The organism is Amycolatopsis anabasis, from assembly GCF_009765355.1.
Classification (GTDB): domain Bacteria; phylum Actinomycetota; class Actinomycetes; order Mycobacteriales; family Pseudonocardiaceae; genus Amycolatopsis; species Amycolatopsis anabasis.
The window spans coordinates 1-14,179 of sequence record NZ_VTHK01000070.1 but is presented as its reverse complement, the minus strand read 5'-3'; the positions used below and the strand labels follow the sequence as shown (position 1 = coordinate 14,179).

10 protein-coding genes are annotated in these 14,179 nt (G+C 69.3%); all 10 read left to right on the top strand.

What is annotated here, in order from left to right; translation table 11 throughout:
• The first annotated feature begins 176 nt into the window (after window positions 1–176).
• The 10 genes from FXO23_RS44505 (at window position 177) to FXO23_RS44460 (ending at window position 14,124) form a co-directional block, all read left to right on the top strand.
• Complete coding sequence (locus FXO23_RS44505; RefSeq protein ID WP_158893938.1) at window positions 177–989, top strand: ABC transporter ATP-binding protein; 813 nt, start codon at window positions 177–179, stop codon at window positions 987–989.
• The gene (locus FXO23_RS44500; protein WP_158893936.1) at window positions 986–1,768 is read left to right on the top strand and encodes an ABC transporter ATP-binding protein; all 783 of its coding nucleotides are present in this window, start codon (window positions 986–988) and stop codon (window positions 1,766–1,768) included. The genes FXO23_RS44505 and FXO23_RS44500 overlap by 4 nt, the downstream gene beginning before the upstream one ends.
• Window positions 1,765–2,643: a branched-chain amino acid ABC transporter permease gene (locus FXO23_RS44495; protein ID WP_158893934.1), complete on the top strand. Its 879-nt coding sequence runs from the start codon at window positions 1,765–1,767 to the stop codon at window positions 2,641–2,643. Before FXO23_RS44500 ends, FXO23_RS44495 begins: the two co-directional genes overlap by 4 nt.
• A gap of 7 nt (window positions 2,644–2,650) precedes the next feature.
• Window positions 2,651–3,808: a branched-chain amino acid ABC transporter permease gene (locus tag FXO23_RS44490; protein ID WP_425484969.1), complete on the top strand. Its 1,158-nt coding sequence runs from the start codon at window positions 2,651–2,653 to the stop codon at window positions 3,806–3,808.
• Window positions 3,805–5,058 (top strand): ABC transporter substrate-binding protein, encoded by a 1,254-nt coding sequence (locus FXO23_RS44485; protein WP_158893930.1) that lies wholly within the window; start codon window positions 3,805–3,807, stop codon window positions 5,056–5,058. The genes FXO23_RS44490 and FXO23_RS44485 overlap by 4 nt, the downstream gene beginning before the upstream one ends.
• Before the next feature lie 135 nt (window positions 5,059–5,193).
• Entirely contained in the window at window positions 5,194–6,000 is an 807-nt protein-coding gene (locus FXO23_RS44480) for a 2-keto-4-pentenoate hydratase (RefSeq protein WP_158893928.1), read from the top strand.
• Entirely contained in the window at window positions 5,997–6,767 is a 771-nt protein-coding gene (locus tag FXO23_RS44475) for a 2-keto-4-pentenoate hydratase (protein ID WP_158893926.1), read from the top strand. Before FXO23_RS44480 ends, FXO23_RS44475 begins: the two co-directional genes overlap by 4 nt.
• A gap of 141 nt (window positions 6,768–6,908) precedes the next feature.
• Window positions 6,909–7,181, top strand: a complete 273-nt coding sequence (locus FXO23_RS44470; RefSeq protein WP_158893924.1) for a hypothetical protein — start codon at window positions 6,909–6,911, stop codon at window positions 7,179–7,181.
• A 963-nt stretch (window positions 7,182–8,144) separates the two neighbouring features.
• Window positions 8,145–12,680 (top strand): glutamate synthase large subunit, encoded by a 4,536-nt coding sequence (gltB, locus tag FXO23_RS44465; RefSeq protein ID WP_158893922.1) that lies wholly within the window; start codon window positions 8,145–8,147, stop codon window positions 12,678–12,680.
• A complete protein-coding gene (locus FXO23_RS44460) occupies window positions 12,673–14,124 on the top strand; it encodes a glutamate synthase subunit beta (protein WP_158893920.1) in 1,452 nt (483 codons plus the stop codon). Before gltB ends, FXO23_RS44460 begins: the two co-directional genes overlap by 8 nt.
• Window positions 14,125–14,179 lie beyond the last annotated feature (55 nt).

Here is a 14,179-nt window from a genome sequence, read left to right as displayed (position 1 = left end):
TTGACGGAAGGCGCTCAACTGAGCGCGGTTCGTATCGGTCACGGAGCCTTAACCTTTTCTGGCACCTCTCCAGGTGGGGGTTGCCGTTTGTCCGGTTCAGATTCAGGATTGCCGCCACTGAGCGTGACTCATGTCACACAAGTGGAGGACGTCTTGGCCGAGCGCGGAGAACGACCGTGTTGAGCGTGCGGGATCTGCACGTCCGCTACGGCCGTTCGGTCGCGGCCCTGCACGGCATCGATCTGGAGGTGCCCGAAGGCGGGGTACTGGCCGTGCTGGGCAGCAACGGGGCCGGGAAGTCGACCCTGTTGCGCGCGATTTCCGGCACGCTCCGGATGCACCGCGGGGCGGTGTCCGGCGGCGACGTGCGCTACGACGGCACGTCGATCGCCCGGCTCGATCCGGCGGCCATCGTCCGGCTCGGGGTCGGCGGGGTGCCGGAAGGCAGGCAGATCTTCGCGCGGATGACCGTCGAGGAGAACCTGCGTGCCGGCGGCATCGGCGCCCGTTCGGCCACCGGGCGCGCCGCGGCCAAACGCCGGGTGCACGAGTTGTTCCCGGTGCTGGCCGAACGCGCCAAGCAGCGAGCGGGGCTGCTCTCTGGGGGTGAACAGCAAATGCTCGCGATCGGCCGGGCGCTGATGTCCGGGCCGAAACTGCTGCTGCTGGACGAACCTTCACTGGGGTTGGCGCCGAAGATGGTGGAGCGCATCGGCGACATCATCTCCGAGATTCACGCTCAGGGCACCGCGGTCGTGCTCGTGGAGCAGAACGCGGTGATGGCGCTGCGGGTCGCCGATCACGCGGTGGTGTTCGAGGTCGGCCGGGTCGCCCTGGCCGGGACGACCGCCGAACTGGCCGGAAGTTCCGAAGTGCAGCGCCTGTACCTGGGCGGGCACGCGGAATCCCAGGCCACCGCGGAGGAGGAGGCCCGCCTCGCCGAGGTACACCGATCCCGGGCGCACGGCCTGTCGAGGTGGGCGGGATGACCGCCGACGCGGTGCCGGAACTCAGGGTGGACGGCATCACCCTGAGTTTCGGCGGGATCCACGCGCTCGACGGGGTTTCGTTCACCGTGCGCCCGGGATCGCTGCACGCGCTGATCGGCCCGAACGGGGCCGGGAAGTCCAGTTGTTTCAACGTGATCAGCGGGCTGTACCGGGCCGATTCCGGGCGGGTGCTGCTCGGTGCGACCGAGCTGACCGGGCTGCGCGCGCACCGGCTGGCCGCGCTCGGTGTGGGCCGCGCGTTCCAGAACGCCGCGCTGTCGCACGCCTCGACGGTGCTGGACAACGTGCTGCTCGGGCGGCACGCGCTCACCCGCGGCGGCTTCCTGTCCTGCGGCCTGCGGTTGCCGTGGACCGTGCGCGAGGAACGCAAGCACGCCGCCCGGGCCGCCGAGATCTGCGACTTCCTGGGGATCGGGCACCTGGTGCACTCCCCCGTCGGCGCGCTGCCGTACGGCGCGGTGAAACGCGTCGACATCGCGCGGGCGCTGGCCGTCGAGCCGAAACTGCTGCTGCTGGACGAACCCGCGGCCGGGATGAACGCGCCGGAGACCGCGGAGCTGGCCACCACGATCCGGGAGGTCCGCGACGAGCTGGGCATCTCGATCCTGCTGGTGGAACACGACATGGGGCTGGTCATGGGGATCGCCGATCGGGTCACCGTGCTCGACTTCGGCAAGCGGATCGCGGACGGCCCGCCCCACGAGGTGCAGGCCGATCCCGGGGTCATCAGGGCGTACCTCGGCACGGAGGCCGCATGAACACCTTTCTCCAGCTGGTGGTGAACGGACTCGGCAAGGGCGCGGTATTCGCCTTGCTGGCACTGGGTTTCGTCGTGATCTTCAAAGCCACCGAAGTGATCAACTTCGCGCACGGCTCGCTCGTGCTCTTCGGCGGCTACCTGGTCGTGGTCACCCGCGAATCGCTCGGCTGGCTGGGCGCTTCGCTGGTCGGCATCGTGAGCGCGGGCGTGCTCGCGCTGCTGGTGGAACGGCTGCTGCTGTCGCGGTCCCGGCTGGCGGATCCGAACAGCCTCGCGCTGCTCACCATCGGCGTGGACGTGATCGTCACCGAGGAGATCGTGCGGCGGCTCGGGGTCACGCTGCCGTTCATCGGTGAGGCGTGGGACGCGCAGCCGTTCCAGCTCGGCGGCATCACGCTGTTCCGGACGCATCTGGTCGCGCTCGGCGTGGCGGCGGTGCTGATCACCGCGTTCTCCCTGGCGTTCAAGTACTCCGACTGGGGCGTGGCGATGCGGGCGCAGGCGGAGAACCGGGAGGCCGCCGCGTTGATGGGCATCCGGTCCTCGCGGGTCACCGCGACCGCGTGGCTGGTGGCCGGCGTGCTCGCCGGGGTCGCGGTGCTGTTCCTGGCCACCCAGGATTTCTCCGGCGCGGGGCTTTCCCGGGGCACGCATTCCCTCGCGCTGGCGGCGTTCCCGGCCGCGATCCTCGGCGGGCTGGACTCGTGCGCGGGCGCGGTCGTCGGCGGACTGGTCGTCGGGCTCGCGGAAGCGCTGTCCGCGCAGTACATCTCGTTCGACTTCTCCAAGAGCGCGGTCTTCCTGGTGATGCTCTTGGTCCTGGTGATCCGGCCATCGGGGCTGTTCGGAACCAGGGAGAGCACCCGTGTCTGAAGCCACTGTGGACTCTCCTTCCGCGGTGCGCCTGGTGACCCGGTGGGAGCCGCTGCGGGTGCTGCGGATCCTCGCCTGGCTCGCGCTGCTGCTGGTGCTGCTGGCGTTGCCGCTCTACGTCGACGCCGCGTGGCTGAAGGCGGGCCAGTACACGATGATCGGCGCGGTGGGCGCGATCGGGCTGACCATGCTGGTCGGGCAGGCCGGGCAGCTCTCCCTCGCGCACGCGTTCTTCCTGCTCGCCGGGGGCACGGCGTACAGCGTGCTCGCCGGGCCCACCGATGATCCGCGGGTGGTCGGGTTCGGCCTGGACCCCGGGCTGTCCCTGGTCGGCGCCGTGGTGATCACCGCGTTGCTCGGGCTGGCCTTCGCCCCGGTTTCCGGGCGGTTGCGCGGAATCTACCTCGGGGTCGCGTCGCTTTCCCTGGTGTTCCTCGGACTCTACTTCGGACAGTCGGCGGACGAGCTGACCGGTGGCACCTCGACCGGTCGCGCCCCGGCGCAGTTCACGCTGTTCGGTTTCCCGTTCTCCAACGCGGGCCCGGAGATCTCGGTGCTCGGCGTGCCGCTGCGCCAGGCCGAGCGGATCTGGTACCTGTTCCTGCTGCTCACGCTGATCGCCCTGGTGATCGCCCGCGGCGCGGTCCGCGGCCGGGTCGGCCGGGCGTGGCGGGCGGTCCGGGACAACGAGGCGGCGGCCGCGGTGATGGGGGTCAACGTGGCCCGGGCGAAGGCGGGCGCGTTCGCGGTGTCCTCGGCGTACGCGGGCCTGGCCGGGGTGATGACCGTGCTGTGGTTCGACATTCTGAAACCGGACGAGAGCGAGTTCGGCACCTACGGCATCAACACCTCGATCGCGTTCCTCGCCATGGTGATCATCGGCGGGCTCGGTTCGGTGCCCGGCGCGCTGGTCGGCGCGCTCGTGGTGAACGGGCTGCCGCAGGTGCTTTCGCTCTACTCCACCGAACTGGGCTGGTTCACCGGCACCGGTGACGGCGCGGTCACTCCGATCCTGATCAGCTCGTTCGTGTACGGCGCGGCGATCATCCTCGTCGTGCTGTTCGAACCCGGGGGCCTCGCGGCGATAGGCCGCAGGATCACGGGCCGGATGCGCGGTTCCGGCCGCGCCCGTGGAAGAAACCCCCGAGAGGAAGAGAAGTCATGAAAAGTTCTGGTTTGGCGGTGATGGTGCTCGCCGCCGCGCTCGTCCTTTCCGCGTGCAGCACGAAAGGGAGTTCCGGGAATTCGGGGGGCGACAACGCGGGGGTCAAGACCGGAATAGGAGTGACCGACAGCGAGATCGTGCTGGGCGCGATGACCGACAAAACGGGGGCGTTCAAGAATCTGTCGACCGGAATCACGCACGGCAACGAGTTGTGGGCGAAGGATTTCAACGCGGCGGGCGGGGCCTGCGGCCGCAAGGTGCGGCTGGAGGTCGTGGACCACGGGTACAAGGCGGACACCGCGAAGACGCTGTACCCGCAGCTCGAGCCCAAGGTGCTCGGTTTCGTGCAGCTGGTCGGCTCGCCGATCATGGCGGCGCTGAAGCAGAACCTGGTGGCGGACAAGGTGACCACGACCCCGGCGTCCTGGTCTTCGGAACTGCTCGACAATCCGTACGTGATGATCGTCGGCACCACGTACGACGTGGAAATGATCGACGGCCTGTCCTATTTGCGGGAGCAGGGAAAGATCGCCGACGGCGACGCGATCGGGCACATCTACATCGACGGTGAATACGGCGCGAACGGTTTGCGCGGCGCGCGCTACTACGCGCAGAAGCACAATCTGAAGCTGAAGGAAGTCAAGATCACCTCGTCGGACAACGATCTGACCAATATCGTCACCGGCCTGAAGGGCGAGGGCGTCAAGGCGATCCTGCTGACCACCTCGCCGACGCAGACCGGTTCCGCCCTGGCCGCCAACAAGGCGCTCGGCCTGAACGTGGACGTGCTCGGCAACAACCCGGTGTTCGATCCCGTGCTGCACAACGGCCCGGCGGCGGGCGCGCTGGACAAACTGTTCGTGGTGGCCAGCAGCGTGCCGTTCTCCGCGGACATCCCCAAGGCGAAGGAAGTCGCCTCCAAGTACAAGTCGGCGGGATTCCCCGAACCCCCGAACGCCGGTGTCCACTACGGATACGCGGTCGCCGAGGTGTGGGGCGCGGTGCTGCGGCAGGCCTGCGCGAACAAGGACCTGACCCGCGACGGCATCCAGGCGGCACTCAAGCAGACCACCTCGGCGAACACCGGCGACCTGGTCGCCGCCCTGGACTTCTCCAAGCCGGGCCACCCCGCCACCCGGCAGGTCTACGTGGCCACCCCGGACGCCTCCGCCGACGGCGGTATGCGCTACGTGAAACCCCTCTTCGAAGCCGCCGATGCCAAGGACTACACCGCACCCCACCAGAAGTAGACCCGCGCGTGCGGCACGGGCCGCCTTCCGCTCCTCCCGCGGCACGGAAGGCGGCCGTCGCCGCGCCGACCCGTGTGCCGGTGAGCGGGACGGGGGGCTTGCGGGTGAAGTGGGCGGCGACGAAAGTTCAGCGGTATGGACGCCAATGCGGTGCATGCGGTGGCCGCGCGGCTGCTGGATGCGTACAAGACCGGTACGCCCACCGAGCCGGTGATCGCGACGCATCCGGACGCCACGTTGACCGACGCGTACCGGATCCAGCAGGAGCAGGTCCGGGCGTGGACCGCGGACGGCGACGCGGTCAAGGGGCACAAGGTCGGCTTGGCGTCCGCGGCGATGCAGCGGCAGATGGGCGTCGACCAGCCGGACTACGGCCACCTGCTCGGCGAGATGTTCCACCTCGAGCACGATCCGATCCCCGCCGGCTCGTTCCTGCAGCCGCGGATCGAACCGGAGATCGCGTTCGTGCTCGGCAAGCGGCTCTCCGGCCCCGGGGTGACCGTCGCCGACGCGGTCCGCGCGGTCGACTTCGTGCTGCCCGCCCTGGAGATCGTGGATTCGCGGATCCGGGACTGGAAGATCTCCATCGTGGACACCGTCGCCGACAACGCGTCCTCCGGCGGCGTGGTCCTCGGCAGCCGCCCGACCTTGTTGTCCGCGGTTTCCTTGGACTTGCGGCTCGCCGGGTGCACGCTGCACACCAACGGCGAACTCGCCGCGACCGGCGCCGGGGGCGCGGTGCTCGGTTCGCCGCTCAACGCGCTGGTCTGGCTGGCGAACACGGTCGGCCCGCTGGGCATCGACCTCGAACCCGGGCACGTCGTGCTGCCCGGCTCCATGACCCGGGCGATCCCGCTCCAGCCAGGCGACACCGTGGTCGCGACCGTCGCCGGGCTCGGCAGCGTGACCGCCGTCTTCGGCACGAAAGGGGCGCGGGCATGAACGTCGACCAGGCGGCCGAGGCGCTGCTGACCGCCGAACACGACGCCACCGCACGCGGCAAGCTCACCGACGACTGGCCCGCGCTCGACCTGCGCACCGCCTACGCCGTCCAGGACGAGGCCCTCCGCCGCAGGCTGGCCCGCGGCGAGCGGCTGATCGGCGTCAAGCTGGGGCTCACCTCGCGCGCGAAGCGGGAACGGATGGGCGTCGACCGGCCGATCGTCGCCTGGCTGACCGACGCGATGGTCCTCCCGGCGGGCACCCCGCTCCCCCGCACCCGGCTCATCCACCCGCGCGCCGAACCGGAGATCGTGTTCGTCCTGGGCAAGCGCCTGGCCGGTCCGGGGGTCACCGCGGCGACCGCGCTGGCCGCCGTCGAGGCCGTCCACGGCGGGGTGGAGATCATCGACAGCCGGTTCACCGAATTCCGCTTCGACCTGCCGGACGTGGTGGCCGACAACGCCTCCTCCGGCCTGTTCGGCACCGGCACGATCGCCCGCCATCCCCACGACCTCGACCTCGCCCTGGAGGCATGCCTGCTCGAAGTGGACGGGGCCGTGGTGGACAGCGCGACCGGAGCCGCTGTGCTGGGCCACCCCGCCGAGGCGCTCGCGCTGGCCGCGAACCTGCTGGCCGAGCGCGGCCTCGCCCTCGAACCGGGCTGGCTCGTGCTCACCGGTGGGATGACCGATGCGGTCGAGGTCACCCCCGGCTCCCGGGTCGCGGCCCACTTCAGCACGCTGGGAGACGTGACGATCCAGGGGTGACCCTTAGCCTGAACAGGTAATTACCCCAAAGGTTCCCGGGCGCTACCCCTATCTTCACGAAAACCACGAGACATTCCGCACACGCTCCCGGAAACTGTCGGTGCGATGAGTTTCAATTGGGGGCATCGGAAGGAGGCAGACATGCCTCACGAGGACGTGGAACTGAATCATCGAGAACGCGCCACCCTTCGCGCGGTGGCGCTGGGTAAAGCCGAAATCACCTGCAGCTGCGAACCCGACCTGTTCATCGACGGGCTCGCTTGCTGTGACCAGACGACCGCACACCGTCTCGCCAAGGGCGGCCTGGTCGTACCGGCTCGAGCGGGTCGCCCGGGCGAGCGGGTACCGGCGCTGATCTCCGATCTCGGTCGCGCGGCACTCGGCGAGAAGCCGGTGGCGACGATCGCCGCCTGATCCCGGGCGGGCACTGGGGCTGGGGATTGTTTCACCCGTCGCCAGATTTCCGGTCCGGAATTGATTCGGCGGAAAATTCGTGGAGTCGTGAGTGTTTGGACCGGTTCTAACCGTCCTAAACACTCACGACCCACTCGAGAAGGCAACCGCACGTTTCCGCCTCCCCGGCCCCCACGACCACCCGCTTCCGCTTCGCGCGCATCCGGAATCGATCCCGATGCGACCGAGCTGCGCAGGCACACCGCGCGGCGACACCCCTCCTGACCTGGAACAATGATCACCGTCATCTTCCGTCGACCGAATTGTTCGCCGAAGGTTATCGAGCACACTCGGTGATCTTGTGCCCGCTTTGCCCGTTTTGCGGCTTTGATTGACCGCCGAACGTGTAATAGATGATCACCCTGGGTACCGGATTTCCGGGTGTCGCTCTGCCGTTCGGGGGTTTCCGGAGACCGGTCCGGATGGCGATCCGCACCCTGGTCTTGCCAGCGATCGGGCAACGCCGTAGCGTGCGCCGACGGCGGACCAGTCCACGTTTTCCCTGTTCAGAGCCGCTACCACGGGCACACGCGCGGACCCGCGCGTCCGCGATGTGGGCATGGGCGCGCCAAGTCAACGGCACGTGGTATTCCCCACCCGCGGCAGTCGACGTATGTCGATAACAGCGAATTCACACTATCGTCATGAGACCCGGCGAACCCGGGAGTAAGTAGTGCGCGCCGGCTGTCCTTCCACCACCCGAGGGTTGCCGGTACCCAGCGCCCCGCTGCACAAAGACGTGCGCGATGCGGCCACCCAGTGTCGTGTGGCCTCGCGATGACACCTGCCCAGTTGTTCCGGGCTGTCTCGCGGTTCCCTCTCGACTGACCATCGCTGGCCAGGGCGAGCCCGTTAGCCAGGTTCTTGAAACCTGCCCTTTCGAGTGAACCCTTGCCGCGCCGACGCCTTGGGAGGCGGCCAGCCGTGACCCGCCACACGCAGCATCCGAGCAAGTCAGCCGGCTTGTACGACGAGCAGTACGAGCACGACGCCTGCGGCGTTGCCTTCGTCGCCGACCTCGCCGGTCGCCGCGACCACGGGATCGTGCGCAAGGCTCTGGTCGCGCTGCGCAACCTGGAACACCGCGGGGCAAGAGGGGCCGAGCCGGAAACCGGTGACGGCGCGGGAATCCTGATCCAGGTCCCGGACGCGTTCTTCCGCGAGGTGGTCGATTTCGAACTGCCCGACGCGGGTTCGTACGCCGTGGGCACCGCGTTCCTGCCGGTGGACACGAAGGCCCGCGGCCGGGCGATGAGCGCCATCGAGCGGATCGCCGCCGAGGAGGGCATGCAGGTCCTCGGGTGGCGCGAACTGCCGGTGGACACCGAGCACGTCGGCCCGACGGCGGCGACCACCATGCCGCATTTCACGCAGCTCTTCCTGTCCTCCCGCGAACCCGGGGTCACCGGGCTCGCGCTGGAGCGGCTGGCGTTCTGCGTACGCAAGCGCGTCGAGCACGAGCTGGTCGACGACGACGTCTACTTCCCCAGCCTCTCCGCGCGCACCATCGTCTACAAAGGAATGCTCACCGAGCCGCAGGTCGAGAAGTTCTTCGCCGACCTGACCGACGAGCGGGTCACCAGCGCGATCGGCCTGGTGCACTCCCGGTTCTCCACGAACACGTTCCCGTCCTGGCCGCTGGCCCACCCGTACCGCTACGTCGCGCACAACGGGGAGATCAACACCCTGCGCGGCAACCGGAACTGGATGGACGCCCGCGAGTCGATGCTGGACAGCGACCTCATTCCGGGCGAGCTCAAGCGGATCTACCCGATCATCACCCGCGGCGCCAGCGACTCCGCCTCCTTCGACGAGGTGCTGGAGCTGCTGCACCTCGGCGGCCGGTCGCTGCCGCATTCGGTGCTGATGATGATCCCGGAGGCCTGGGAGAACCACGAGGAGATGGACCCGGAACGCCGCGCGTTCTACGAGTTCCACTCCACCCTGATGGAGCCGTGGGACGGCCCCGCGCTGGTGTCGTTCACCGACGGCACCCAGATCGGCGCGGTGCTCGACCGCAACGGCCTGCGCCCGGCCCGGTACTGGGTGACCGAGGACGGCCTGGTGGTGCTGGCCAGCGAGGTCGGCGTGCTGGAGCTGGACCAGGCGAGCATCGTGCGCAAGGGCCGCCTGGAGCCCGGCCGGATGTTCCTGGTGGACACCGCCGAGGGCCGGATCATCGACGACGAGGAGATCAAGGGCGAGCTCGCCGCCGAACACCCTTACGGCGACTGGGTCAACGCGGGCCTGCTGCATCTGGAGGAGCTGCCCGAGCGGGAGCGCGAGGTGCCGACGCACGCCTCGCTGGTCCGGCGCCAGCAGGCGTTCGGCTACACCGAAGAGGAACTCGACGTCCTGCTGGAGCCGATGGCGCGCACCGGCGCGGAGCCGATCGGCTCGATGGGCAACGATTCCCCGCTCGCGCCGCTGTCCAGCGGTTCGCGGCAGATCTTCGACTACTTCACCCAGCTGTTCGCCCAGGTGACCAACCCGCCGCTGGACGCGATCCGCGAGGAGCTGGTGACCGCGCTGGGCACCCAGCTCGGCGCCGAGCCGAACCTGCTCACCGCGAGCGCGGACTCCTGCCGCCGGATCGTGCTGCCGTTCCCGGTGCTGGACAACGACGAGCTGGCCAAGCTCGTGCACATCAACGACGACGGTGACCTGCCGGAGTTCCAGGCGGTGACCGTGCTCGGCCGGTACGAAGTGGACGGTGGCGGCGCGGCGCTGCTCCGCCGGCTCGACGAGATCCGCACCGAGGTGTCCGAGGCGATCGAGGACGGCGCCCGGCTGATCGTGCTGTCCGACCGGGGCGTCGACGAGAAGCACGCGGCGATCCCGTCGCTGCTGCTCACCGGCGCGGTGCACCACCACCTGGTGCGCGAGAAGAGCCGCACCCAGGTCGGCCTGGTGGTCGAGGCCGCCGACGCCCGCGAGGTGCACCACATCGCGCTGCTGATCGGCTTCGGCGCGGCGGCGGTCAACCCGTACCTGGCGATGGCGACGGTGGAGGAGATGGCCGACCGCGGCCTGATCCCCGGGGTGGACGGGCACCAGGCGACCCGCCACCTGATCAAGGCGCTGGGCAAGGGCGTGCGCAAGACCATGTCCAAGATGGGAGTGTCCACTGTGGCCTCCTACACCGGCGCGCAGATCTTCGAGGCGATCGGGCTCGGCGAGGAGGTCATCGAGACCTGCTTCACCGGCACCACGTCCCGGCTCGGCGGCGTCGGCTTCGACACGCTCGCCGAGGAGGTCGCGAAGCGGCACCGGCGCGCGTTCCCGCGCGACGGGGTGCGCGCGAGCCACCGCGAACTGGAGACCGGCGCGGACTACCAGTGGCGCCGCGAGGGTGAACCGCACCTGTTCAACCCGCAGACGGTGTTCAAGCTGCAGCACTCCACCCGCTCCGGGAAGTACGAGATCTTCAAGGAGTACACCAAGTCCGTCGACGACCAGGCCGCGAAGCTGATGACCCTGCGGGGCCTGTTCGACTTCAAGGTCGGCGAGCGGCCGCCGGTGCCGATCGACGAGGTCGAGCCGGTTTCCGAGATCGTCAAGCGGTTCTCCACCGGCGCGATCTCCTACGGCTCGATCTCGATGGAGATGCACCAGACCCTGGCCATCGCGATGAACCGGCTCGGCGGGAAGTCGAACACCGGGGAGGGCGGCGAGGATCCGGAACGGCTCTACGATCCCCAGCGGCGCAGCGCGATCAAGCAGGTCGCGAGTGGACGGTTCGGGGTGACCAGCGAGTACCTGGTCAACGCGGACGACATCCAGATCAAGATGGCGCAGGGCGCCAAACCCGGCGAGGGCGGCCAGTTGCCCGGCGCGAAGGTGTACCCGTGGATCGCCAAGACGCGGCACTCCACCGCGGGCGTCGGGCTGATCTCGCCGCCGCCGCACCACGACATCTACTCGATCGAGGACCTCGCGCAGCTCATCCACGATCTGAAGAACGCCAACCCGGCGGCGCGGATCCACGTGAAGCTGGTGTCCGAGGTCGGGGTCGGCACGGTCGCGGCGGGCGTGTCCAAGGCGCACGCGGACGTCGTGCTGATCTCCGGGCACGACGGCGGCACCGGCGCGTCACCGCTTTCGTCGATCAAGCACGCGGGCGGCCCGTGGGAGCTGGGGCTCGCCGAGACCCAGCAGACGCTGCTGGCGAACCGGTTGCGCGACCGGATCGTGGTGCAGACCGACGGTCAGCTCAAGACCGGCCGGGACGTGATGATCGCGGCGCTGCTCGGCGCCGAGGAGTTCGGTTTCGCCACCGCGCCGCTGGTCGTGTCCGGCTGCATCATGATGCGGGTGTGCCACCTGGACACCTGTCCGGTCGGCGTGGCCACGCAGAACCCGAAGCTGCGCGCGAAGTTCAGCGGCAAGGCCGACTACGTGGTGAACTTCTTCGAGTTCATCGCCCAGGAGGTCCGGGAATACCTGGCGCAGCTGGGTTTCCGGTCCATCGCCGAGGCGGTCGGGCACGCGGAGATGCTGGACAAGCGCAAGGCCGTCGAGCACTGGAAGGCGGCCGGGCTGGACCTGTCGCCGATCTTCCACGTGCCCGAGCTGGAGCCGCGGGCGGCCCGGCACCAGGTGGTCGGCCAGGACCACGGGCTGGACAAGGCGCTGGACAACACCCTGATCCAGCTCGCCGAGGGCGCGCTGAACTCCGGCGACAAGGTGCGGCTGGAACTGCCGGTGCGCAACGTCAACCGGACGGTCGGCACCATGCTCGGCTCCGAGCTGACCAAGCGCTGGGGCGGTGAGGGACTGCCGGACGACACGATCGACATCACCTTCACCGGCACCGCGGGCCAGTCGTTCGGCGCGTTCGTGCCGAAGGGGATCACCCTGCGGCTGCTCGGCGACGGCAACGACTACGTCGGCAAGGGCCTGTCCGGCGGGCGGCTCATCGTCCGGCCGCCGCGCGAAGCGCAGATCACCGCGGAAGAGCACATCATCGCGGGGAACGTGATCGGTTACGGCGCCACCAGCGGGGAGATCTTCCTGCGCGGCAAGGTCGGCGAGCGGTTCTGCGTGCGCAACTCGGGCGCGCTGGCCGTCGTCGAGGGCGTCGGCGACCACGGCTGCGAGTACATGACCGGTGGCCGGGTCGTGGTGCTCGGGCCGACCGGGCGGAACTTCGCGGCCGGGATGTCCGGCGGCGTCGCCTACGTGCTCGACCTGTCGTCGCTGCGGGTCAACCACGAGATGGTCGACCTGGACCCGCTGGACGACGAGGACCACGAGTTCCTGCGCGACGCGGTGGAACGGCACTACGTGGAGACCGATTCGGCGGTGGCGCACGCGTTGCTGACCGACTGGGAGACCGCGTTCGAACGCTTCACCAAGGTCATGCCGAAGGACTACAAGCGCGTCCTGCTCGCACAGGCTGCCGCCGAACGCGACGGCCGGGACGTGAACGACGCGATCATGGAGGCCGCTCATGGCTGATCCTAAGGGCTTTCTGACCACCAAACGCGAAAATGCCACGACCCGGCCGGTGTTCCTGCGGTTGCAGGACTGGCGCGAGGTCTACGAGGACTTCGCGACCAGCAAGGTCGAGAAGCAGGCGAGCCGCTGTATGGACTGCGGCATCCCGTTCTGCCACCAGGGCTGCCCGCTCGGGAACCTGATCCCGGAGTGGAACACCCTGGTGTGGCGGGATGATTGGCGCGACGCCATCGAACGGCTGCACGCGACCAACAACTTCCCGGAGTTCACCGGAACGCTGTGCCCGGCGCCGTGCGAGACCGCGTGCGTGCTGGGCATCAACGACGATCCGGTGAGCATCAAGCGCATCGAGATCTCCATCATCGACCGGGCGTTCGACGAGGGCTGGGTCACGCCGCAGCTCCCGCAGACCCGCACCGGCAAGAAGGTCGCGGTGGTCGGGTCCGGGCCGTCCGGGCTGGCCGCGGCGCAGCAGCTGACCCGCGCCGGGCACGACGTCGTGGTGTTCGAGCGGGCCGACAAGATCGGCGGGCTGCTGCGGTACGGCATTCCCGAGTTCAAGATGGAGAAGCACCGGCTGGACCGGCGGCTCGACCAGATGCGCGCGGAGGGCACCGAATTCCGCACCGGGGTGAACGTCGGCGTGGACATCACCGCGGAGGAACTGCGGTCGGGCTACGACGCGGTGGTGCTCGCGGGCGGCGCGACCGCGTGGCGGGACCTGCCGATCCCCGGGCGCGAACTGCCCGGGGTGTACCAGGCGATGGAGTACCTGCCTCCGGCCAACCGGGTCGCCGCGGGCGAGCTGGCGAAATCGCCGATCGACGCGGCGGGCAAGCACGTCGTGGTGATCGGCGGCGGTGACACCGGCGCCGACTGCGTGGGCACCGCGCACCGGCAGGGCGCGGCTTCGGTGACCCAGCTGGAGATCATGCCGAAACCGCCGGAGTCCCGTTCGGACGCTCACCCGTGGCCGATGTACCCGATGATCTTCCGGGTGTCCTCGGCGCACGAGGAGGGCGGCGAGCGGCTGTACTCGGTGAACACGCAGGAGTTCCTGGCCGATGCGGACGGGAACCTGCGGGCGCTGCGGCTGGTCGAGGTGCGCAACGAGGGCGGCAAGTTCGTCCCGGTCGAAGGCACCGAGCGGGAGTTGCCCGCGCAACTGGTGACGCTGGCGATGGGTTTCGTCGGGCCGGAGCAGAAGGGCCTGCTGACCGAACTCGGCGTCGAACTCGACCAGCGGGGCAACGTCGCCCGGGACGCCAACTTCCGGACCAGCCTGGACAACGTGTTCGTGGCCGGCGACATGGGCCGCGGGCAGTCGCTCATCGTGTGGGCGATCGCCGAAGGCCGCTCCGCCGCGGCCGGGGTCGACGCCTACCTCACCGGCCGGGACGTCCTCCCGGCCCCGATCGCGCCCACCGACCGGCCGATCGCCTAGACGGTTGATTCCGTGAAGTTGGTGTTAGTGGTCGTAGGCGGTCAGTGATCGTTTG

Coding starts and splice junctions, on each gene's coding strand:
- FXO23_RS44500 (WP_158893936.1), top strand. CDS start 986: ATGACCGCCGACGCGGTGCCGGAACTCAGGGTGGACGGCATCACCCTG.
- FXO23_RS44495 (WP_158893934.1), top strand. CDS start 1,765: ATGAACACCTTTCTCCAGCTGGTGGTGAACGGACTCGGCAAGGGCGCG.
- FXO23_RS44485 (WP_158893930.1), top strand. CDS start 3,805: ATGAAAAGTTCTGGTTTGGCGGTGATGGTGCTCGCCGCCGCGCTCGTC.
- FXO23_RS44480 (WP_158893928.1), top strand. CDS start 5,194: ATGGACGCCAATGCGGTGCATGCGGTGGCCGCGCGGCTGCTGGATGCG.
- FXO23_RS44475 (WP_158893926.1), top strand. CDS start 5,997: ATGAACGTCGACCAGGCGGCCGAGGCGCTGCTGACCGCCGAACACGAC.
- FXO23_RS44470 (WP_158893924.1), top strand. CDS start 6,909: ATGCCTCACGAGGACGTGGAACTGAATCATCGAGAACGCGCCACCCTT.
- FXO23_RS44460 (WP_158893920.1), top strand. CDS start 12,673: ATGGCTGATCCTAAGGGCTTTCTGACCACCAAACGCGAAAATGCCACG.